This is a genomic window from Arthrobacter sp. SIMBA_036 (assembly GCF_046535135.1).
Lineage (GTDB): Bacteria > Actinomycetota > Actinomycetes > Actinomycetales > Micrococcaceae > Arthrobacter.
Map to the genome: position 1 here is coordinate 121,101 of NZ_JAWRXG010000004.1, position 21,309 is coordinate 142,409.

Annotated in this window: 20 protein-coding genes and 1 riboswitch; of the genes, 1 reads left to right on the top strand and 19 read right to left on the bottom strand. The window is 63.1% G+C overall.

The window, feature by feature from the left end; all coding sequences use genetic code 11:
• Positions 1-54: 54 nt before the first annotated feature.
• The 10 genes from SB659_RS07175 to hisI form a co-directional block, all read right to left on the bottom strand.
• The gene (locus SB659_RS07175) at positions 55-1,512 is read right to left on the bottom strand and encodes a glutamate synthase subunit beta (protein WP_410549972.1); all 1,458 of its coding nucleotides are present in this window, start codon (positions 1,510-1,512) and stop codon (positions 55-57) included.
• A complete protein-coding gene (gltB, locus tag SB659_RS07180) occupies positions 1,505-6,118 on the bottom strand; it encodes a glutamate synthase large subunit (RefSeq protein WP_410549973.1) in 4,614 nt (1,537 codons plus the stop codon). Before gltB ends, SB659_RS07175 begins: the two co-directional genes overlap by 8 nt.
• A gap of 260 nt (positions 6,119-6,378) precedes the next feature.
• Positions 6,379-7,533: a prolipoprotein diacylglyceryl transferase gene (gene lgt, locus SB659_RS07185; protein ID WP_410549974.1), complete on the bottom strand. Its 1,155-nt coding sequence runs from the start codon at positions 7,531-7,533 to the stop codon at positions 6,379-6,381.
• A 21-nt stretch (positions 7,534-7,554) separates the two neighbouring features.
• The gene (trpA, locus tag SB659_RS07190; RefSeq protein ID WP_284980330.1) at positions 7,555-8,367 is read right to left on the bottom strand and encodes a tryptophan synthase subunit alpha; all 813 of its coding nucleotides are present in this window, start codon (positions 8,365-8,367) and stop codon (positions 7,555-7,557) included.
• Positions 8,364-9,743: a tryptophan synthase subunit beta gene (gene trpB, locus SB659_RS07195; RefSeq protein ID WP_410549975.1), complete on the bottom strand. Its 1,380-nt coding sequence runs from the start codon at positions 9,741-9,743 to the stop codon at positions 8,364-8,366. Before trpB ends, trpA begins: the two co-directional genes overlap by 4 nt.
• Positions 9,744-9,861: 118 nt before the next feature.
• On the bottom strand, positions 9,862-10,680 hold the full coding sequence (gene trpC / locus SB659_RS07200) for an indole-3-glycerol phosphate synthase TrpC (protein WP_284980328.1): 819 nt from the start codon (positions 10,678-10,680) through the stop codon (positions 9,862-9,864).
• Between the two features lie 2 nt (positions 10,681-10,682).
• Complete coding sequence (locus SB659_RS07205) at positions 10,683-10,955, bottom strand: HGxxPAAW family protein (protein WP_284977332.1); 273 nt, start codon at positions 10,953-10,955, stop codon at positions 10,683-10,685.
• Between the two features lie 119 nt (positions 10,956-11,074).
• Entirely contained in the window at positions 11,075-11,683 is a 609-nt protein-coding gene (locus SB659_RS07210) for a Trp biosynthesis-associated membrane protein (protein WP_284980327.1), read from the bottom strand.
• Positions 11,680-13,263, bottom strand: a complete 1,584-nt coding sequence (locus SB659_RS07215; RefSeq protein WP_410549976.1) for an anthranilate synthase component I — start codon at positions 13,261-13,263, stop codon at positions 11,680-11,682. Before SB659_RS07215 ends, SB659_RS07210 begins: the two co-directional genes overlap by 4 nt.
• Before the next feature lie 104 nt (positions 13,264-13,367).
• Complete coding sequence (gene hisI, locus SB659_RS07220; RefSeq protein ID WP_410549977.1) at positions 13,368-13,784, bottom strand: phosphoribosyl-AMP cyclohydrolase; 417 nt, start codon at positions 13,782-13,784, stop codon at positions 13,368-13,370.
• A gap of 89 nt (positions 13,785-13,873) precedes the next feature.
• Here hisI and SB659_RS07225 point away from each other — a divergent pair, with 89 nt between their 5' ends.
• Positions 13,874-14,518: a TIGR03085 family metal-binding protein gene (locus tag SB659_RS07225; protein ID WP_410549978.1), complete on the top strand. Its 645-nt coding sequence runs from the start codon at positions 13,874-13,876 to the stop codon at positions 14,516-14,518.
• Here SB659_RS07225 and hisF read toward each other — a convergent pair whose 3' ends face one another.
• The 9 genes from hisF to pnuC all read right to left on the bottom strand — a co-directional run bounded on the left by hisF (position 14,519) and on the right by pnuC (position 20,990).
• Positions 14,519-15,295 carry an imidazole glycerol phosphate synthase subunit HisF gene (hisF, locus tag SB659_RS07230; RefSeq protein WP_410549979.1) on the bottom strand — a complete coding sequence of 259 codons (777 nt, stop codon included), beginning with the start codon at positions 15,293-15,295 and terminating at the stop codon, positions 14,519-14,521.
• Positions 15,296-15,354: 59 nt separating this feature from the next.
• Complete coding sequence (hisG, locus tag SB659_RS07235; protein WP_284977337.1) at positions 15,355-16,215, bottom strand: ATP phosphoribosyltransferase; 861 nt, start codon at positions 16,213-16,215, stop codon at positions 15,355-15,357.
• An 83-nt stretch (positions 16,216-16,298) separates the two neighbouring features.
• Positions 16,299-16,562, bottom strand: a complete 264-nt coding sequence (locus SB659_RS07240; RefSeq protein ID WP_018778638.1) for a phosphoribosyl-ATP diphosphatase — start codon at positions 16,560-16,562, stop codon at positions 16,299-16,301.
• A gap of 96 nt (positions 16,563-16,658) precedes the next feature.
• Complete coding sequence (gene ribH, locus SB659_RS07245) at positions 16,659-17,144, bottom strand: 6,7-dimethyl-8-ribityllumazine synthase (RefSeq protein ID WP_284980323.1); 486 nt, start codon at positions 17,142-17,144, stop codon at positions 16,659-16,661.
• Between the two features lie 16 nt (positions 17,145-17,160).
• Positions 17,161-17,865, bottom strand: coding sequence for a GTP cyclohydrolase II (gene ribA, locus SB659_RS07250; RefSeq protein WP_284977339.1), 705 nt, complete (start codon positions 17,863-17,865; stop codon positions 17,161-17,163).
• Entirely contained in the window at positions 17,862-18,557 is a 696-nt protein-coding gene (gene ribB / locus SB659_RS07255; RefSeq protein ID WP_410549980.1) for a 3,4-dihydroxy-2-butanone-4-phosphate synthase, read from the bottom strand. Before ribB ends, ribA begins: the two co-directional genes overlap by 4 nt.
• Positions 18,554-19,180: a riboflavin synthase gene (locus SB659_RS07260; protein WP_284980321.1), complete on the bottom strand. Its 627-nt coding sequence runs from the start codon at positions 19,178-19,180 to the stop codon at positions 18,554-18,556. Before SB659_RS07260 ends, ribB begins: the two co-directional genes overlap by 4 nt.
• Positions 19,180-20,301 (bottom strand): bifunctional diaminohydroxyphosphoribosylaminopyrimidine deaminase/5-amino-6-(5-phosphoribosylamino)uracil reductase RibD, encoded by a 1,122-nt coding sequence (ribD, locus tag SB659_RS07265; protein ID WP_410549981.1) that lies wholly within the window; start codon positions 20,299-20,301, stop codon positions 19,180-19,182. Before ribD ends, SB659_RS07260 begins: the two co-directional genes overlap by 1 nt.
• Positions 20,298-20,990 carry a nicotinamide riboside transporter PnuC gene (gene pnuC, locus SB659_RS07270; protein WP_410549982.1) on the bottom strand — a complete coding sequence of 231 codons (693 nt, stop codon included), beginning with the start codon at positions 20,988-20,990 and terminating at the stop codon, positions 20,298-20,300. The genes ribD and pnuC overlap by 4 nt, the downstream gene beginning before the upstream one ends.
• Before the next feature lie 89 nt (positions 20,991-21,079).
• Positions 21,080-21,234, bottom strand: a riboswitch (FMN riboswitch).
• Positions 21,235-21,309 lie beyond the last annotated feature (75 nt).

Genomic DNA, 21,309 nt, shown 5'->3' on the forward strand with positions numbered 1-21,309 from the left:
TACCTACCCTAAGGAGTCTGGAGCTGATTGAGTTAAAGTTCGTTCCTGCTGGCGCTATAAGACCGCAATGGCACGGTCGGTGGGGGCGACCGGTGCTGGGAGGATGGTGCTTCCCATCAGGAACTTGTCCACTGCGGCCGCGCAAGCACGGCCTTCCGCAATGGCCCACACAATCAGGGACTGGCCACGACCGGCATCGCCGGCGACGAACACTCCCTCAGTGTTCGTCATGTAGTGGCCGTCGCGGGCAACGTTGCCCCGACCGTCGAATTCTGCACTGACCTGCTCCGTGATGCCAGCCGGTTCAGCGCCGGTAAAGCCGAGGCTCAGGAACACCAAGTCAGCGGGAATGATCCGCTCCGTACCTGCCTTGGGAAGGCGTTTGCCGTCCACGAACTCGGTTTCGGCAACCTTGACTCCGGTGAGCTTGCCGTTTTCACCAACGAACTCAACGGTGGAAGCAAGGTAGGTGCGCTCACCGCCTTCCTCGTGGGCGCTGGCCATCTCGAAAAGCGTGGGGAACGTCGGCCAAGGCTGGTGCGCGGCGCGCTCCGACGGCGGCTGCTTGCCGATAGCGAGGGTGGTCACCGATGCTGCCTGGTGGCGGTGGGCGGTGCCGATGCAGTCGGCACCGGTGTCGCCACCGCCAAGGATCACCACATGCTTGCCCTTGGCGTCGATGTGGTTCTCAGGGCTCTCCCCTGCCACTACACGGTTCGAGGGAACCAGGTAGTCCATGGCGAAATGAACACCTTCAAGGTCGCGGCCCGGAATGGGCAAGTCGCGGGGGACGGTAGCCCCGGTGGCGACGACGACGGCGTCGTACCGGCGCCGCAGCTGCTCCCACGTCACGTCGGTTCCCACGGCGACGCCGGTGCGGAAGCGGGTGCCTTCGGCCTTCATCTGCTCCAGACGGCGGTCAACCTGTTCCTTCTCCATCTTGAAGTCGGGGATGCCGTAGCGAAGCAGTCCGCCGATCTTGTCGTCCCGCTCGTAGACGGCAACCGTGTGGCCCACCCGGGTCAGCTGCTGCGCAGCAGCCAGGCCTGCCGGTCCGGAACCCACCACGGCGACTGTCTTGCCCGAGAGGCGCGCCGGCGGAAGGGGCTGGACCCAGTCGTTATCAAACGCTTCATCAATGATGGAAACCTCCACCTGCTTGATGGTCACAGCAGGCTGGTTGATCCCCAGCACACAGGAGGCTTCACACGGAGCCGGGCACAAACGTCCCGTGAACTCCGGGAAGTTATTCGTGGCGTGGAGACGTTCAATCGCTTCCGCTCCCTTGTCCCGCCACATGAGGTCGTTCCACTCAGGAATAAGGTTACCCAGCGGACAGCCCTGATGGCAGAACGGGATGCCGCAATCCATGCAGCGCCCGGCCTGGCTCTTCAGGACACCCTTTTCCTGGGCCTCGTAAACCTCTTTCCAGTCCATGATGCGGACGGGAACAGGGCGGCGTGGCTGCGTCTCGCGCTGCCGGACCTTCAAAAATCCGCGTGGATCAGCCACCGGTTACCTCCAGGATTCGGGACCACACTTCTTCGCCATCGGGGTCAAGGCCTTCTTCGATGGCATCGAGGCGGGTCTGCAGGACTGCAGCGTAGTCGCGCGGCAGTACTTTGGTGATGCGGGCGGCGGTGTCGTCGAAGTTCTCGAGCAGACGGCCGGCCAGGACGGATTCAGTTTCTTCAAGGTGCTTGGCCAGGAGACCGTGGACAATGTCGCGGTCCTCGGCGTCGAGCTCCAACAACTGGAGTTCGCCGGAATCGAGGGCTGCCTTGTTCACGCGCTCAGGGTGCAAATCAAGCACGTACGCCGTTCCACCGGACATGCCTGCGCCGAAGTTACGGCCGGTGCGGCCAATGATCAGCGTCTGTCCGCCGGTCATGTACTCGCATCCGTGGTCGCCAATACCTTCGACGACGGCGGTGGCACCTGAGTTACGGACCAGGAAGCGTTCGCCCACCTGTCCACGCAGGAACATCTCACCACTTGTGGCGCCGTACCCGATGACGTTGCCCGCGATGACGTTTCGCTCAGCCGGGAACACGTTCGTGCGGTCCGGCCGGACAATGATGCGGCCACCGGAGAGGCCCTTGCCAACGTAGTCATTGGAGTCACCGAAGAGGCGCAGCGTGATACCGGCCGGCAGGAAAGCACCGAGGGACTGCCCCGCCGTTCCGTTCAACGTCACGTCAATGGTGTCCGTCGCCAAGACATCGGTACTGAATGTCTTGGTGACCACGTGGCCGAGCATGGTGCCCACGGAGCGGTCCGTGTTGATGACGTCCAAGGTGATCTTGACGGGCATGCGGTCGCTGAGCGCTTCCTGTGCCATGGTGATCAGCCGCTGGTCGAAGTGCTTGTCCAGCTCGTGGTTCTGGCCGGTCATGTTACGCAACGGCACGTCGTCGTCGAACTCGAGGCCATGGAGGATTGGGTCCAGATCGAGCCCTTCTGCCTTCCAGTGGTCGATTGCCTCACGGGTATCGAGCACCTCGGCGTGGCCAATAGCTTCCTCCAAGCTGCGGAAACCAAGCTCGGCGAGGATTTCGCGGACTTCTTCTGCGAGGAACTCGAAGAAGTTGACCACGAACTCCGGCTTGCCGTTGAACCTTGAACGGAGTTCCGGGTTCTGGGTGGCAACGCCCACCGGGCAGGTATCCAAGTGGCAGACGCGCATCATGATGCAGCCGGAAACCACCAGCGGAGCGGTCGCGAAGCCATACTCCTCGCCACCGAGCAGGGCAGCAATGACGACGTCGCGGCCGGTCTTGAGCTGGCCATCAACCTGGACCACAACGCGATCACGGAGTCCATTGAGCATCAGGGTCTGCTGGGTCTCGGCCAGGCCAAGTTCCCACGGCACACCCGCGTGCTTGAGCGAGTTCAGCGGCGAGGCGCCGGTTCCGCCGTCGTGACCTGAAACAAGCACGACGTCGGCCTTCGCCTTGGTGACGCCGGACGCCACTGTGCCGATCCCGACTTCCGAAACAAGCTTGACGTGCACCCGGGCCGAAGGATTGGCGCGCTTGGCATCGTAGATGAGCTGGGCGAGGTCCTCGATCGAGTAGATGTCGTGGTGCGGCGGCGGTGAAATAAGTCCGACGCCGGGAGTCGAGTGACGGGTCCGGGCTACCCACGGGTAAACCTTCTGCGCCATCAGCTGTCCGCCTTCGCCGGGCTTGGCACCCTGCGCCATCTTGATCTGGATGTCATCAGCGTTGGTCAAGTAGAGGCTGGTCACGCCGAAACGGCCGGACGCGATCTGCTTGATGGCCGAGCGCCGCTCCGGATCCAGGAGGCGGTCAACGTCCTCGCCGCCTTCGCCGGTGTTGGACTTGGCGCCCAAGCGGTTCATGGCAATGGCGAGCGTCTCGTGGGCTTCCTTGGAGATGGAGCCATAGCTCATGGCACCGGTGGAGAAACGCTTGACGATGCTGGAAACCGGCTCCACTTCTTCCAAGGGAACAGCCGGCCGGACGCCATCCTTGAACTTGAGAAGACCACGCAGGGTCATCAGGTTCTCGGACTGATCGTCAACGCCCTTGGTGTAGGACTTGAAGATGTCATAACGCCGTTCACGGGTGGCGTGCTGCAACCTGAAGACAGTTTCAGGGTTGAAAAGGTGCGGCTCACCGTCACGCCGCCACTGGTACTCGCCGCCACCCAAAAGCGGCTGGTGCGGCAGTTCGATACCGTTCTCGGGGTAGGCCATCTTGTGCCGGGCGGAAACTTCGGCCGCGATCACATCAAGGCCCACGCCACCCAACTGCGAGTGGGTGCCGGAGAAGAACTCATCGACGAGTTCCTGGGACAGGCCCAGTGCCTCGAACGTCTGGGCACCTGTGTAGGAAGCCACGGTGGAGATGCCCATCTTGGACATGATCTTCAAGACACCCTTACCGAGTCCCTTGATCAGGTTGTACACGCCGTCTTCGGGCGTCACGCCCACGACGTCGCCCTCGGTGATCAGCTGTTCCACTGACTCCATGGCGAGGTATGGGTTGACGGCGGAGGCGCCATAACCGATCAGGACGGCCACGTGGTGCGTCTCGCGCACATCGCCGGCCTCGACCACAAGGGCGGTCTTGGTGCGGTTGGCGCTCCGAAGCAGGTGATGGTGGACCGCGCTGACCAGCAGGAGCGAAGGAATTGGCGCCCACTGGGCATTGGAATCGCGGTCCGACAGCACGATGTACTGCACACCGCGGTTGATGGCACCTGAAACTTGCTCGCAAATCTCGGTCAAGCGCGCACGAAGGGCCGCTTCGCCGCCTTCGGGCCGGTAGAGGCCGCGGACCTTCATGGCGATACGGTCGCCGTCGGCGCTTTCGATGTTCGCGATCTTGGCCAGCTGATCGTTGTTGATCACCGGGAACGGCAGGGAAATCTGCGGCTGGCGGACCCGCTTGCCATCCAACAAGTTGCCGTTGGGGCCAATGGCGCACTTCAGCGACGTCACGAGCTCCTCGCGGATGGCATCCAACGGCGGATTGGTGACCTGGGCAAAGGACTGCACGAAGTAGTCGAACAGAAGGCGAGGGCGCTTGGAAAGTACCGCTACCGGGGTGTCGGAACCCATGGCTCCCAAGGGCTCAGCACCCGTGCGGGCCATCGGGCCCAGCAGGATCTTCAATTCTTCCGTGGTGTACCCGAACGTCCGCTGCCGGATGTTTACTGAGGCCGCGGTGTGAAGCACGTGCTCACGCTCGGGCAGTTGGTTGATGTCGATCAGGTTGTCCTTGAGCCATTCGGCCCACGGGTTCGCTGCCGCCACCTCAGCCTTGACCTCGGCGTCGTCAATGATGCGTCCGGCCTCGGTGTCCACCAGGAACATCTTGCCCGGAGCCACGCGGCCCTTCTTCACGACGTTGGACGGCTCGACTTCAATCACGCCAACTTCGGACGCGAAGATGATCAGGCCGTCCTCGGTGATCCAGTAGCGGCCCGGCCGCAAACCGTTGCGGTCCAGGGTTGCACCCACAAGATTCCCGTCGGTGAAGGAGACAGCGGCAGGCCCGTCCCACGGCTCCATGAGCAGGGAGTGGTACTCGTAGAAAGCCCGCCGCGCAGGATCCATGGTGGCGTGGTTTTCCCACGCCTCCGGGATCATCATCATGATCGAGTGGGTGATGGGACGCCCGGACAACCACAGAAGCTCGGCCACTTCATCAAACGACGCCGAGTCGGACGCGCCCGGGGTGCAGATTGGATACAGTTCCTCGGGAGTATCGCCAAGGAGCGGATTGGCCAGCTGCGATTGACGGGCACGCATCCAGTTCCGGTTGCCCTTGACGGTGTTGATTTCACCGTTGTGCGCAATGGTCCGGAAAGGCTGTGCGAGCGGCCACGACGGGAAAGTGTTCGTGGAGAAGCGGGAGTGAACGATCGCGAGCTTGGTCTTGAAACGCTTATCCGAAAGATCCGGGTAGAACGGTTCAAGCTGAGCCGTGGTCAGCATTCCCTTATAAACGATGGTGCGGGAGGAGAGCGACGGGAAGTACACGCCGAACTTGTTCTGGGCACGCTTTCGGATGCGCCAAGCCCGGGAATCGAGTTCGTTCCGTTCCAACTGCTCGCCGGTGGCCGATGCAAAGAAGGGCTGGGAGAAATACGGCATGCAAGCCCGGGCCATGGCACCCACGAGGTCCGCGACCACGGGAACCTCGCGCCATCCAAGGACAACCAAGCCTTCATCGACAGCGAGTGCCTCAATGCCCGCCTTGGCATTATCTGCCTCGCGGGATTCTGCCGGAAGGAACGCCGTGCCCACGACGTACTGCCCGGGTGCAGGCAGCTCAAATTCAGTAACGGAACGGAAGAACTCGTCCGGGACCTGCATCAGCAATCCTGCGCCGTCGCCGGTGCCTTCATCGGCACCCACGGCACCGCGGTGTTCGAGATTGCGGAGGGCCGTCAATGCCGCTTCCACGATGTCGTATCCCGGTTCCCCGCGGAGCGTGGCGATAATGGCCAGGCCGCAGGCATCCTTCTCCTGGTCAGGGTTGTATAGACCCTGGGCCTCCGGGAGCGCAGCGAAGCGCTTGAAGGGAGACATGGCACCCTGAGGTTCGATGTGTTCGGACCAACCGGGGGTATGAAGATGGGTCATGGGAGACGTCCTTCCTCGAGATCGTGCGTATGGAAGGGACAACGTTGGCCCCACCTTGCCTGCCCGGTGACGGGCACAACAAAGCGCTAGTTATTGGAATTGTAGGCCAGCCGATCTCGCGCAACTAACGGTTACGGGAACCTCTGGCCCCGGCTTGACCATGGATCATCGGTATGCTGCGATCCGGGTTCCGGGGGTGCCACGACGCTGTGGACTGGGCCCTACGAGCGGTGACTCTGTTGCCCCTTTGACGAAAACGACTACGTGGTGCGGCCTGTTTCCGGCGAGGATCCGGGAGTCTTCCTCACGGCAGTTGCTGTAGTTGGGGAAGCCGGTGTGGACGTAGCGCCAGGACCGACTTTCCCTGCAGCATCCTGCGGCTCGTCAACGTGACCCGGATCGCTTTGGTTATTTGGGAGATTACCACGCGAATCACCATCTGAGACAGATGCGTCCACATCGTGACTGGTGACGCTCGTCACGCTACGGCCTTCCTCCGCAGGCGCATCTTTGGGCTCCCGTCCCGGCAAATAGGGGGTATCCGGCACTGGGCGTCCCAGGCGGGTGAGGACCAGGAATATCACCAGCGAAGCGATGAACACGAAGATACTGGTCCAGACATTGAGCCTGGTAGTGATGCCAAAGAGGGAGATTTGCTCCGCATCGTCAATGCGAAGGGCCTCGATCCACACGCGGCCCACGGTGTAGTACATGGCGTATAACCAGAACAAGCGGCTGCGGCGGAACCCAAATCTCCGGTCCAGGAGCAGCAGCAGCGCCACACCAATCAGGTTCCAGATGAACTCGTAAAGGAACGTGGGGTGGAAGAGCGTGTCCGCCGGCATCCCGGCAGGAAAGTTTGCGTTGGCCGGATCGATCTGAAGACCCCAAGGAAGAGTAGTGGGAGCACCGAAAAGTTCCTGGTTGAACCAGTTCCCCCACCTGCCGATTGCCTGGGCCAACAAGAGCCCGGGCGCAGCGGCGTCGAGGAAGGCGGTGAGCTTGACACCGGACCGGCGACAGCCGATCCAGGCTCCTACGGCACCAAGGACCACAGCCCCCCAAATCCCAAGGCCGCCGCGCTGGATCTGCGGTATCAGGGAAAGGTCTCCCGTACCGTTGAATCCCGGACCAAAATAAGCGTCCGGCGAGGAGAACACATGGTAGAGGCGGCCGCCGATGATGCCGAACGGGATGGCCCAAATGGCGATATCCCACAAGCTGCCCTCAGGCGCACCGCGACGCTTCCAGCGCGCGGACGTCAGCCACAGGCCGACGATGATCCCCGCCAGAATGCACAGGGCATAAGCGTGAACCCTGAGCGAGCCCCACGGCAACGGAATGTCGAAGCCGGACCACGATGGGCTGGGGATGCTCATGGGGACCGTTGCCGCTGCTTGGAGAACCGAGTGCATAAGGGCTGATGTTCCTTTTTCTTAGGCTTCCACAGCTGCGCGGCCCAGGCCGGCGCTGAGGTTCTTGGTGAGTTGCCCGACGGCGTCCACGCCACCATCGCGGAGGGCCGCGACCAAGGCAGTGCCCACGATCACTCCATCGGCGTAGGCTGCAATCTCGCGGACATGATCCGGATTCGAAACGCCCAGCCCCACGCAAACACGCGCTGCCCCGGCTGCCCGGGCGTGGGCAACCACGGCCTCGGCACTGCTGCTGACCGATTGGCGGGTTCCGGTGACACCCATGATGGAGACGGCATAGACGAACCCGCGGCTGGCCTTGACGGTCATGTCGAGGCGTTCCGGGGTGGAGGAAGGTGCCACAAGGAAAACACGGTCAAGCCCGTACTTATCCGAAGCCTCAAGCCACTCCGAAGCCTCGTCGGGAATAAGGTCCGGCGTGATGAGGCCCGCTCCCCCGGCTTCGGCGAGGCGACGGGAGAACTCGTCCACGCCCATGCGCATCACCGGATTCCAGTACGTCATGACCAAGACGGCGGCGTCAGTCGCGGCAGTGATGCCTGCGACGACGTCGAACACGTCAGCGACGCGGAAACCGCCGGCGATTGCTTCGGTGGTGGCGGCCTGAATGACGGGACCATCCATGACGGGATCGGAATAGGGGATGCCGATCTCGATGAGGTCCGCCCCATTTTCGGCCAACGCGATCCCGGCAGCGATACTCTCCCGAACCGACGGGTAGCCTGCGGGCAGATAGCCCACCAAGGCGGCACGGCCTTCTGCTGCAGCGCGATCAATCGCTGCTGCGGACTTACTGGCAAATTCTTCGGTCATCGGTTCTGGTCCTCGCTGTGATGGGGAGCTGCATCGGAGGACCGATCCGTGGGTCCCTTGGGCTTACGCGTGGACAACGTGGTGCCCTTGACGTGGCCTTCCGAGTCCAGCATGTTGAACCAGGCCGCAGCGGTCTCCACGTCTTTGTCTCCGCGCCCTGAAAGGTTCACGATGATGGTCACGTCCGATGCCGTGTCCTTGCCCTCCGTGAGCCGCTTTCCGAGCTTGATTGCACCGGCAAGGGCATGGGATGACTCGATGGCCGGGATGATGCCCTCTGTCCTGCACAGCAGGCTGAAGGCATCCATGGCCTCGGTGTCCGTGATTGCCTCGTAGGACACCCTTCCGATGTCAGCCAGGTAGGAGTGCTCCGGACCGACGCTCGGGTAGTCCAGACCTGCCGAAATGGAGTGGGATTCGATGGTCTGGCCGTCCTCATCCTGCATCAGATAGGACCGGGCGCCGTGCAAGACGCCGGGACGGCCCAGTGAGATCGCGGCCGCATGCCGGCCGGTCTCCACACCTTCGCCACCGGCTTCAAAGCCAAAGATCTTCACGGATGCATCGTCCAGGAAGGCGTGGAACAGGCCAATGGCGTTCGACCCACCACCGATGCAGGCACAAATGGCGTCCGGAAGCCTCCCTGTCTGCTCCAGGATCTGGCTGCGGGCCTCTTCGCCAATAACTTCATGGAAGTAACGGACCATCGCCGGGAATGGGTGGGCTCCAGCAGCTGTCCCCAAGAGGTAGTGCGTGTGCTCCACGTTCGAGACCCAGTCGCGAAGGGCATCGTTGATGGCGTCCTTCAACGTCTGGGAACCGTTCGTCACCGGAACAACGGTGGCCCCGAGCAACTGCATCCGGGCCACGTTCAAAGCCTGGCGGCGGCAGTCCTCGGCCCCCATGTAGACAACACACTCAAGACCCAACAGCGCAGCTGCCGTGGCCGAGGCAACACCGTGCTGGCCAGCTCCGGTCTCGGCGATCACGCGGGTCTTGCCCATGCGCTTGGCAAGCAGTGCCTGCCCCAGAACATTGTTGATCTTGTGCGATCCCGTGTGGTTCAGGTCTTCGCGCTTGAGGAAAATCCGTGCTCCGCCTGCGTGCTGTGAGAAGCGCTTGGCTTCAGTCAACAGGGAGGGGCGGCCCGAATAATTTTTGTTGAGGTCCTTGAGCTGGGCGATGAAATCGGGATCCGCTTTCGCCTTCTCGAAGGTGTCCTGCACCTCGTCCAGGGCGGCGATCAGCGACTCGGGCATCCAACGGCCACCGTAGCTGCCGAAGTACGGCCCGGAGGCGTTGCGCAGCGAAGGGCCACCTTGCAGGAATGCGTCAGCGGCATCCACGTTCGGGGTGGGTGTTGGCGCGTCGACCATCGGTCTCACCGTCCTGTTCACGTTAGTTCATCGGGTATTTCCACAAGCTTGGTGTTCCACGAGTCGGCGGCCACGTCAGTGAATGCGCCACCGCGGTATTCCAGCCCAGTCTTGCCAGTCAGCTCCTGACAGCGATGGCCGCGGCTCCCGCGGCCTTAAACTCAGCGATGCGTTCCTGAGGCGTTGAATCGCTCACAAGGGCTTCCCCTACCAGGATGGCGTTGGCCCCCTTGGCTGCGTAGTCCGCAACATCGCTTGCACCACGGACTCCGGACTCTGCCACCACGACTGCCTCAGCCGGAATCAACCCGGCCAGCGATCCGAAAACGGAACGGTCGACGTCGAGCGTCTTGAGGTTGCGGACGTTGACGCCGATTATCCTGGCTTGCGCCGCCACGGCACGCTCGATCTCGTCCTCAGTGTGCGTCTCCACCAGGACATTCATGCCCAAGTGGCGGCTGAGTGCGCTGAACTCCGCGAGCTGGGCATCAGAAAGAGCCGCGACAATGAGGAGGATCAGGTCAGCGCCGTGTGCGCGGGCTTCCCAGATCTGGTACTCGTCTACCGTGAAATCCTTGCGCAGCAGGGGCGTCTCGACGGCGGCGCGCACCGAATCGAAGTCCGCAAGGGATCCGCCGAACCGGCGCTGTTCCGTGAGGACACTGATCACGGAGGCACCGCCGTCGGAATACTGCACCGCCAGCGAAGCGGGGTCCGCGATGGAGGCGAGTTCGCCCTTGGAGGGGCTGCGACGCTTGATCTCTGCGATGACCTTGAGATCGGTGCGGCTGGCATCGGGACCGCCCAACGCGGCCCAGGCATCCCGGGCCGGAAGCGCAGCGGCTGCCCTATCCTTCAGCTCGGCAAGGGAGACGAGGCCGCGGCGTGCCGCCATGTCCTCCTTGACGCCAACGATGATGTCGTCAAGAACGGTCACCGTCAGTGGCCGTTGTTCTGCAGCTTGCTGCCGCCCACTCCGTAGCCCGCCTTGCGCATGACCCAACCTACGATGAGGCCGATGACCAGTACCACTACGCCGCCGATGAAGATCGGGGTGCTGGCAATGACGAAAGCGATGGAGGAAATGAGGGCGCCAACCAGCATCACGATGACGCACGTCCACGCTGCCGGGCTGTTGCCGTGACCGATGGCATCGCTGTGGCTGGCCATCGCTGAAGCGGCTTGGTGATCGGACACTGTGGTTTTGCTCATGTGAAATCTCCTCAGGATGAATACTGCTTACATTCTGCCATTTTTTGAGGGCGGCTGGGACATTCACCAAGTGCCGTGCCTGTTGTTTTACTTGGCGTGCCCTGGGCCCTCATGACGCTTTAGGTGGGGTCTTCGCCGCGGGACAGGCGGTCCCAACTGTCGATCTCATCCACTGGTCCGCTTGTCGGCCCGGCACCCGCGGGACCGGCGTCGTATTTTGTCCGGGACTTCCAGTAGCGGCCCGCCAGCGGAAGCACGACGGCGATGATCGCCAAGAGGACGCCGGCCACCAACGCGATGACGGGGTACGCCGTCGGCGCCACGTTGGCCTGGCCGCCGGATACCCCGGTTGCCCCGGCGATGGAGCCCTGGGCCGCGCCTAACGGGTTCACCAGGACGGAGATCACCGCTGCAACAATCCCGACGGCGGAAAGGGTGATCAGCGCCGCGATGATCCAACGGGCCACCCTACCGGCGATGGAAGCTGCCAAACCCCCGGCCAACGCCACGAGTGCCAGTGCGGTCACCGCGGTTGCTGCCTTATTGCCCTGTACGTGGAGCGCGCTGCTGGAGGCACCTGCCGGATCCAGTTGGACCTCGATCCATGTCTGGGTACTGGCCCCGAAGACTGCAATGGCAAGGACGGTGATGGCCAGCACCAGCATCGATTTCCGGGCCCAACGCGGAGCCTTGGTGCTACGTGAAGTGACTGTTGCCGTGGGCTTCATGACGCGGGGGTCCCGTCGTCGAGCAGACGGCCGCCAGGGGCGGGCTCAGCCGTAACGTTCCGCAGTGAACTGGCCGTATGGACAGCGCGAAGCGGCGCTGCTGCCTTATTGACGGTCTCCAGTGCTTCGGACGGCTTGTGCGAATCGGCCACGATCCCTCCGCCGGCTTGGACGTAGGCGCGCCCTTCGCGAAGCAGCGCGGAACGGATGGCAATCGCCATGTCCATGTCGCCGGCGAAGTCCAGGTATCCCACCACCCCGCCATAAATGCCGCGCCGGTGTGGTTCAAGTTCGTCGAGCAGTCGCAGGGCACGTGGCTTGGGCGCACCAGAGAGGGTCCCTGCAGGGAATGTGGCCTTGAGGACGTCGTAAGCCGTGGCTTGAGGAGAAAGTTCACCCACCACCGTTGAAACCAGGTGCATGATGTGGCTGAAGCGCTCCACCTCCATGAACTGGGTGACGTCAACAGTTCCTGCAACGCAGACCTTGGAGAGATCGTTACGGGACAGGTCAACCAGCATCAAGTGCTCGGCACGTTCCTTTTTGTCCTCGAGGAGTTCCGTGGCCAGGGCCTTATCGGCTTCCACGGTCTTCCCCCGCGGACGTGACCCCGCAATCGGGTGGGTGATCACTTCATCCCCCGTGACGGTGACCAAAGCCTCCGGCGAGGAACCAACGATCGAGTACTCGCGACCCTCGGCGTCAGCCAAGCTGAAAATGTACATGTAAGGGCTCGGATTGGTGTTGCGCAGCACCCGATAGACGTCCAGGGGATCAGCCGCGCACTCCATCTCGAAGCGGCGGGAAATGACCACCTGGAAGACTTCGCCGTCGACGATTGCTTCCTTGCCCCGATCAATCGCCTCCAAGTACTTGGCCTCATCCCAGCGTTCCTGCACGCTGGATGCGAAGTCCAAGGCTGTGCCCTGGAGGACGGACACCGGCTGCGCCACAGGTGTACTGACCTGGTCCAAGAGGGCATTTACCCGGGCAACGGCGTCGTGCCAAGCTTCATCGACGCGCTCGGAACTGTCGTCAAAGTTGATCGCGTTGGCGATCAGGAGGACCGTTCCGTCCACGTTGTCGTGAACTGCCATGTCGGTGACAAGGTTCAGCGCCATCTCGGGAAGGTTCAGGTCATCCTCAGGAGGGCTGGTCAGCCGCTCCCAGTGCCGAACAGCTTCCCACCCCAGGAAGCCAACCAAGCCCGAGGTGAACGGTGGAAGTCCCTCAAAGCGGTCAGTTTGCAGGGCAGCAACCGTGTCGCGGACGGCTTCCACCGGATTCCCGGACACCGGCACACCAACGGGAGGCTCCCCGATCCAGTGCGCTTGGCCGTCCTTGGTGGTCAACGTAGCGCGCGACTTGGCACCGATGAAGGAGTAACGTGACCATGCACCGCCCACGGCGGCGGACTCCAGCAGGAACGTGCCTGGCTGGCCCTTGGCCAGCTTCCGGTAAAGGCCTATGGGCGTCTCTGCGTCCGCGAGCACCTTAAGCCGCACGGGGATGACACGGCTGTGGACGGCGAGTTCACGGAACTCTTCCAGGCCCGGGCTGATGATTCCAAGGTCCTGCATGGCTATTGTTCTCCGCCTTTGGTCTGGGTGCCTTAGTTCTGGGCGCCTTAGTTGTGGGGTGCCTTAATTCTGCGGTGCTGCTTCAGTGGAAGGTAAAGAATGTTTCAGTCGCGGTTGCCCGTGACGACGTCGAAATCGCGACCGTCGAAGCAGGTGCGGGTTCCGGTGTGGCAAGCTGCGCCGACCTGGTCCACGCGGACCAGGAGGGCATCGCCGTCGCAGTCGAGGGCCACAGACTTGACGAACTGCGCGTGTCCGGACGTATCACCCTTACGCCAATACTCCTGGCGGGAACGGGAGTAAAAAGTTACTCGGCCCGTGGTCATAGTACGGTGCAACGCCTCATCGTCCATCCAACCGAGCATCAACACCTCATGGGTGTCGTGCTGCTGGACAATGGCGGCAACGAGCCCCGCGGAGTCACGCTTCAAGGCACGTGCAATCTCCCGCGGCAGCGGGCTTGAGGGGTCGCTGGAAAGCTCCACGGAGGGAGCGGGACTGGAGGCGGACTGCTCTGACATCAGATCAAGTCTAGTGCCTGCGGCGAGACCCGTTTTCTGCGGCGGTTCCACTGCGCAAGAGGGCCCGGATCGTGCTACTTTCACAAGTGATGCATTTCGTCGAACCTTCCCGAGAAGTACTGGCTGAAACCCTGCTGGCGGCCGGACCTGACTCCCCCACGCTCTGCGCAGGGTGGCACACGCGGGACCTCGCCGCACACTTGTACCTGCGGGAGCGGAAGATCGCGGTCGGCGTCGGCCTGATGATCCCGCGCTTGGGTAAAGCATCGGAAAAGGCAACGTCCAAACTCGCAGCCAAGCTGGAAAGCCCGGACGCCTACGCCCGGTTGATCAAGACGTTCCGGGCCGGCCCCCCTGCCCTGTCACCCATGAAGATCAAGGCGTTGGATGAGACGTCCAACCTCATTGAATACTTTGTGCACACCGAGGACATCCGGCGCGCAGGTGATCGCTGGGCTCCCCGGGCGCTGGATGAAGCGTACTCGGACGCCCTGTGGGACGACCTGATCAAACGCGCAGCTTTCCTTTACCGCGGCGTCGATTTGGGGATTGTGCTTGTACGCCCCAGCGGCCCCCGTCATGTGGCCAAACGCGCCCCGGTTTCCGTGGCGATTGTCGGCGAACCCGGGGAACTGCTGATGCACGCCCACGGGCGTACCGGCCAGGCCCTGGTCACCTTCGAAGGCCAGCCGGACGCCGTCGCGCTTTTGCAAACCGCTGACATCGGCCTCTGACTAGCGGACTTCGAATCCGGCCGCCCGTATCGCGGCCTTGACCTGGGCGATCATGTCGTCAGGGCCAAAGTGGAAGACGGACGCTGCCAGCACGGCGTCGGCCCCTGCTTGCACCGCCGGCGGAAAGTGGGCCGGCTCGCCGGCCCCGCCCGAGGCGATGATCGGAATGTTGACCGCCGCCCGGACCTTCTTGATGAGCTCAAGGTCGAACCCGTCCTTGGTGCCATCGGCGTCGATGGAATTGAGGAGGATCTCCCCCACTCCCCGATCCGCAGCTTCTTTGGCCCACTCAATGGCGTCAATCCCTGTACCGGTCCGGCCACCGTGCGTTGTCACCTCAAAACCGGACGACGTCGGGACGTCACCTGCCCGGGTCCGGCGCGCGTCCACGGAGAGCACCAGCACCTGGGAACCGAAGTGCCGGGTGATCTCGTCGATGACCTCTGGCCGAGCAACTGCGGCGGTGTTGATGGAGGCCTTGTCGGCGCCGAAGCGCAAGAGCTTGTCCACCTCCGCCACGCCACGAACACCTCCGCCCACGGTCAGGGGGATGAACACTTCCTCGGCGGTGCGGCGGACGACGTCGAACGTGGTTTCGCGGTTGCCGGAGGACGCCGTGACGTCCAGGAACGTCAGCTCATCGGCGCCGCCGTTATCGTAGCGATGTGCCAGTTCCACCGGGTCACCGGCGTCGCGCAGCCCTTCGAAGTTGACTCCCTTGACGACGCGACCGGCGTCGACATCCAAGCAGGGAATGACGCGTACGGCTACAGCCATGTGCTGCTCCTCAATTGTGCTGGGCTCTGCTCGACCAATGCACTGATCCGATCAGTGGATCAAATGCGGCAGGCGTGGATGCTGCTGACCAGGATGGCGCGCGCCCCGAGGTCGTACAGCTCGTCCATGATGCGGTTGGTTTCCCTCTTGGGAACCATCGACCGGACGGCCACCCACTCCGAATCGCGCAGCGGCGAAACGGTGGGTGATTCAAGTCCGGGGGTCAGTGCGGCGGCATCTTCAACGAGGTCCTTGCGGATGTCGTAATCCATCAGGACGTATTGGCGTGCCACCAGCACACCCTGCAGGCGGCGGATCAGGATGTCGATCTCCTTGGCGGTGCCATTGGCAGCGCCCCCTGAACCGGTGCGGCGAATCAGTACTGCCTCGGATTTGAGGATGGGCTCGCCGAAGATTTCCATGCCCGCGGCCTTGAGCGTGTTGCCGGTTTCAACGACGTCGGCGATCGCATCGGCGACGCCCAGCCGCACGGAAGATTCCACAGCACCGTCCAGCCGGACCACTGTTGCGTTGACGCCACGCTCACCGAGGTAGTCGCGCAGGAGGCCGTCGTAGCTGGTGGCCAGCCGCTTGCCTTCAAGCTGTTCGACGGCGGTGAAGTCACCCACGGGTCCGGCGAAGCGGAACGTCGAGGCAGCGAAGCCCAGCGGAAGCAACTCTTCGGCTTCCACCTGGGCATCCAGAAGGAGGTCCCTGCCTGTGATGCCGACGTCCAACGTGCCCTGCCCTACATAAACGGCAATATCGCGGGGGCGGAGGAAAAAGAATTCAATATCGTTGTCAGGATCAACCATGACCAGCTCGCGGGAGTCACGACGCTGGCGGTAGCCGGCCTCGGAAAGCATGGCGGAGGCTGCTTCTGACAAGGATCCCTTGTTGGGGACTGCTACACGGAGCATTGGACTGGCTTTCTTTAGGAGGGGAGGTTTCAGGCACCTTGGCCACGCAACAGACACCGCATGCTTTGAGCGGAGGGGCGTGGCTAGAGATGCTTGTAAACGTCCTCCAGGCTGAGGCCCTTGGCGAGCATGAGCACCTGCAGGTGATAGAGGAGCTGGGAAATTTCCTCAGCAGCTGCTTCATCGGATTCGTACTCGGCGGCCATCCAGACTTCGGCGGCCTCTTCGACTACCTTTTTGCCGATGCCGTGGATTCCGGAGTCCAGTTCGGCCACAGTACGCGAGCCTGCCGGGCGGGTCGCTGCTTTCTCACTCAGTTCTGCGAACAGCGTCTCGAAATTCTTCACGCCCTCCAGACTACTTGCTCCGGGCCGCTGCCCGCGTGTTGGGGGCCTGCATGACGAAAGGGATGTGAGTGAGAACACACCCGCATCCCTTTCGTCTTAGCTGTATTGCTTCAGGGTCACAGCCGTGGCAAGGGCGGCCGTCACAGCCTCATGGCCCTTGTCTTCCTTGGAACCGGGAAGTCCGGCACGGTCCAGGCCCTGCTGTTCGTCGTCGCACGTCAGGACGCCGAAGCCCACCGGGACGCCGGTGCGAACGCTGACGTCCGTAAGGCCCGACGTCGCGGCTTGGCAGACGTAGTCAAAATGCGGTGTTCCGCCGCGGATGACCACACCAAGAGCCACGACGGCGTCGAAGTGCGGGGCCAGCCGTGCGGCGGCGACAGGGAGCTCGAAGCTGCCCGGAACCCGCAGCAGCGTAGGTTCTGCGATGCCGGCCTCCTTCGCCGCGCGCAAGGCGCCGTCCACCAGTCCATCCATGATTTGGGTGTGCCAGCTTGCCGCCACGATGGCCAGCCGAAGCTGCGATGTTTCCTCCGGCTTGAGGGTGCTCAGGTCGATAGTGGGCGCGCCGTGTCCGCTCATTGGGTTGTGGATCCGTTCAGTCGTGTTGGGTATCGAAGGGGCGGACAGCCGGCGCCTTGCCGTTGCCGACCGGAGCGGTGTCCAAGGTCAGCAGGTGGTCCATGCGGTCCTTCTTGGTTTGGAGGTAACGCAAATTCTGTTCGCGGGAAGGAACCTCGGTGGGAACCATCTCCACAACCGTGACCCCGGCTTGGGCCAAGCGGTCCTGCTTGTCCGGGTTGTTACTCAGCAGCCGGACCTCGTGCAGGCCCATCTCCGCAAGGATCTGCGCGGCCGCGGTGTACGAGCGCGCATCGACGGGGAGGCCCAGTTGCTCGTTGGCCTCGACGGTATCGAAGCCGGCCTCCTGCAGCGCGTACGCCTTGATTTTGTTGGCGAGGCCAATGCCCCGCCCTTCCTGCCCGCGGAGGTACAGCAAGGTGCCGCCCTCGGCGTGGATCAGTTCCAAGGCAAAGGCCAATTGCTCGCCGCAGTCGCAGCGGTAGGAGCCGAAGACATCACCTGTCAGGCACTCCGAATGCAGCCTTACCAAGGGGGCTTTGCCACCCTTGGGCGGATTCGGCGAGCTCACTGCCAAGTGCTCGTGGCCCGTCTCATGATCCGTCCATGCCTGCGCCACGAAGTTGCCGAACGCCGTGGGCAACTGAACGACGGGCCCGCCGCTTACGGCCTGGGGTGCAGGGTCCGTGTGGTCGCTGCTGCGTGCTGTGGTTGCGGTCATCGCTTCTCCTCGTCTGCCCGTGAAAGATGTGCCGTCTGGGACTCTACCGCCTCAACGTACGACACCAGGTCCTCGATGGAGATGAGGGGGCAGTCGTGTTCGGCGGCAAAGGCACGCAGGCTGTCCAAGCGCATCATTTCACCGTCATCATGTACCAACTCAGCGATCACACCCACCGGAGCAAGCCCGGCAAGACGACACAAGTCCACGGCAGCTTCCGTGTGTCCTGGACGTTCACGCACTCCACCATTAACGGCTCGGAGCGGGAAAATATGCCCGGGACGGGTAATTGATGCAGGACTGCTGTCCGGATCTGCCAGAATCCTCGCCGTCAGGGCCCGGTCCGTGGCCGAAATTCCGGTGCTCACGCCGTCCGCAGCATCACAAGAGACTGTGTAGGCGGTTCCCTTGGCGTCCTGGTTCACGGCCACCATGGGCGGCAGGTCCAAGGCGTCCGCCCGGTCGCCTGACAGCGGGACGCAGATCACACCGGAGGAGTGGCGGATTGTCCACCCCATGAGGGCAGGCGTGGCATGTTCGGCGGCGAAGATGATGTCGCCCTCGTTCTCCCGGTCTTCGTTATCCACAACGATGACGGGCCGGCCCGCAGCCATGGCCGCCAACGCGTCTTCCACGGGGTCGAGCCCGGGACGCTGCGCACCCAGCGCACTCGGCGTGGTGACGGCGCTCATCGAACGTCTCCCTGCGGAGCAAAAGACAAGAGCCTCTCGGTGTACTTGGCGAGCACGTCAACCTCGAGGTTCACACGCCCTCCTACCGTCTTGGCGCCCAAGCCCGTTTCCTCGAGTGTGGTGGGAATCAGTCCAACTTCAAACCACGGGTCAGGCTCGGCTGCTGCGCTGACGGCGGTAACGGTCAGGGATACACCGTCGACGGCGATCGATCCCTTCTCGGCGATGTACCGGGCAAGGTTGGGTGGCACGGCGAACCGTAGGCGATCCCAGTTCCCCAGTGCCTCACGTTCCACAAGCTGCCCGACACCGTCGACGTGGCCTTGCACCACATGGCCATCCAGGCGTCCGCCCGCCTGGACGCAGCGTTCCAGGTTCACGCTGTCACCTGGCGCGAGTTCACCGATGGTGGTCCGCACGAGCGTCTCACCCATGACATCGACGCTGAAGTCCTGCCCGTCTATCTTCGTCGCCGTGAGGCACACACCGTTGACGGCGATGGACCCACCCAAGCCGAGACCGTCCGTGGTTGTGGGCGCCTTCAGGCGCAAGGTGGCGCTGGCCTCGCCGTCGTGCTCAATGCCCACAACGGTGCCCTGTTCGGCAACAATTCCCGTAAACATCAGTGTCCTCCTGTGACTGGTTCCGCAGCTTCAATGCCCGGAACGGAATTCTTTGGTGGGGTGGCGGCCCTGTGGTTGGGCCGAAGATGGAGCCGAAGGTCGTTTCCCAGCGTGCGGACGGATCCGCCTCCTGCTTCGTCCCAGGACCAGTGCTGCGCATCAGCAAGCGTGGAGATGCCGAGGTCGTTCAGGGCAGGAGTCCCGGAGCCCAGCAGTGTGGGAGCCAAGTAGACGATCAACTCGTCCACCAGCCCTGCGGCCAGGAAAGTACTCAGGATACTTGAGCCGCCTTCCACCATGACGTGGCGTACGCCGTCGGCGAAGAGGGTGCTGAGCGCCTCCGCCGGATCCCTGGTTGGCAGGTGGCGGAAACGGCCGTCGTCGCCGCGCACGGCCGCATCCGGGGGAACGTCCCGCAAGCCCATCACAGCGCGCAGTGGCTGGCGGGCGGACAGGCCGCCGTCAGGTTCGCGCGCGGTAAGCCTGGGGTTGTCCGCAAGGACCGTCCCGGTCCCCACCAGGATCGCGTCGATCAGGCCTCGCAACCCATGATTATCGGCCAGTGACTCCGGGCTGGAGATCCACTGGCTGGTGCCATCGACGGCGGCTATGCGGCTGTCCAACGTCTGGGCAATGTGCAGGGTGACGAACGGGCGCTTAGCGGCCACGGCGTCGAACCACTCGCGATTGAGGTTCGTGGACTCAATCGCTTCCAGCCCGGATCGGACGTCGATTCCGGCGGCGCGCAGAGTGCGCGCTCCACCGGCGGCCGGGTCGTGGGGATCGTCGACGGCGTAGACAACCCGGGCGATTCCGGCACCGATGATGGCCTGCGCGCAAGGATTCGTCCGGCCCACGTGGTTACAGGGCTCAAGGGTGACCACCATGGTGGTTCCCCTGACGTCGATGCCTTGCCGTGCTGCCTCAAAAATGGCGTCAGCCTCGGCGTGGGCCGTACCCGCGCCCCTATGGTATCCGGAAGCCAATGGCTCTCCGCTGGGGCTCAAAATCACTGCGCCCACCAGGGGGTTTGCACCGCGCGGTCCGCGCAAGGCCGCGGCCAGGGCTGAACCCATGGCAGCACGCTCGGCGGAGGTGTATGTGGTGTCGGCAGCATTCATAGGGCGGCTCCGACAGTCACCGCTGCGGCACCGGTAGAGCGGTGTTCGCGTTTGTCGGCCCGCCACCAAACAAAGAACCCGGCGAGGGTGAAGAACCCGTAGAACAGATACATGACGGCGCTGGCGTAGTAGCCGGCGCTGAACAGCAAGGGAACCCCGACAATGTCGACGGCAACCCAGATGAGCCAGAACTCAGTCCATCCACGGGCCATTCCGTAGGTGGCAAGCAGGGAACCCATGAAGGTCCACGCATCTGCCCAGACTGGCGGGTATGAACCGAGGGCGCCGAACAGCGGGGTCAGCGCGGCCGTGCCTGCGATCATGGCACCGGCCAAGGCGATGCGGACGTTGTTACCCGCCCAACCGGGGACGATTGCTTGCCCTTGGGAGCCGGAGATGCGTGCTTGGCGCCAGCGGTACCAGCCGTATCCGGCAACCCCGATGAACATGACCTGCCGGGCAGCTTGGCCCCACAGGGTCGCTGGCGTGGCAGCACCAAAGACGTTTCCGAGAAACACGGTGAGCAGGAGGCCGTTGCCAATAATGCCAAGCGGCCAAGCCCAGACTTTACGGCGCATACCGCCAAGGGCGCTGAGGAGCCCAAAAATGTTTCCAAGCACTTCGCGTAAAACAAGCGCAGATCCGCCAATGGGAATCTGTGCTTCGAAGAGCCATCGCAGAAAATCCATGCCGTTCCTTCCCAGTAAGCCGCGATGACTCCGGGGGTGTACGACAGCGCACTGCGGGAGCGACCGCAACGGGCGCCCACAGCATGGCTGTACGTGCTTCTCCCATCCAGACTTTAACTGTCGGTACCGGAATTCCACCGGTTCAACCGTCCGCCATCGGCTTCCAATGACTTGGAATCCGATGGCTCGCGGGTCGCGGACTATAACCGCCGGTTCGGACTTACACCGACCCCGGAGCACGTATGTGTTTTGCTATTCTGCCACAACTGCCAACGCGGCCAGGCTATTCCCGGCGATCTGCGTAACATGTGTGGCGACG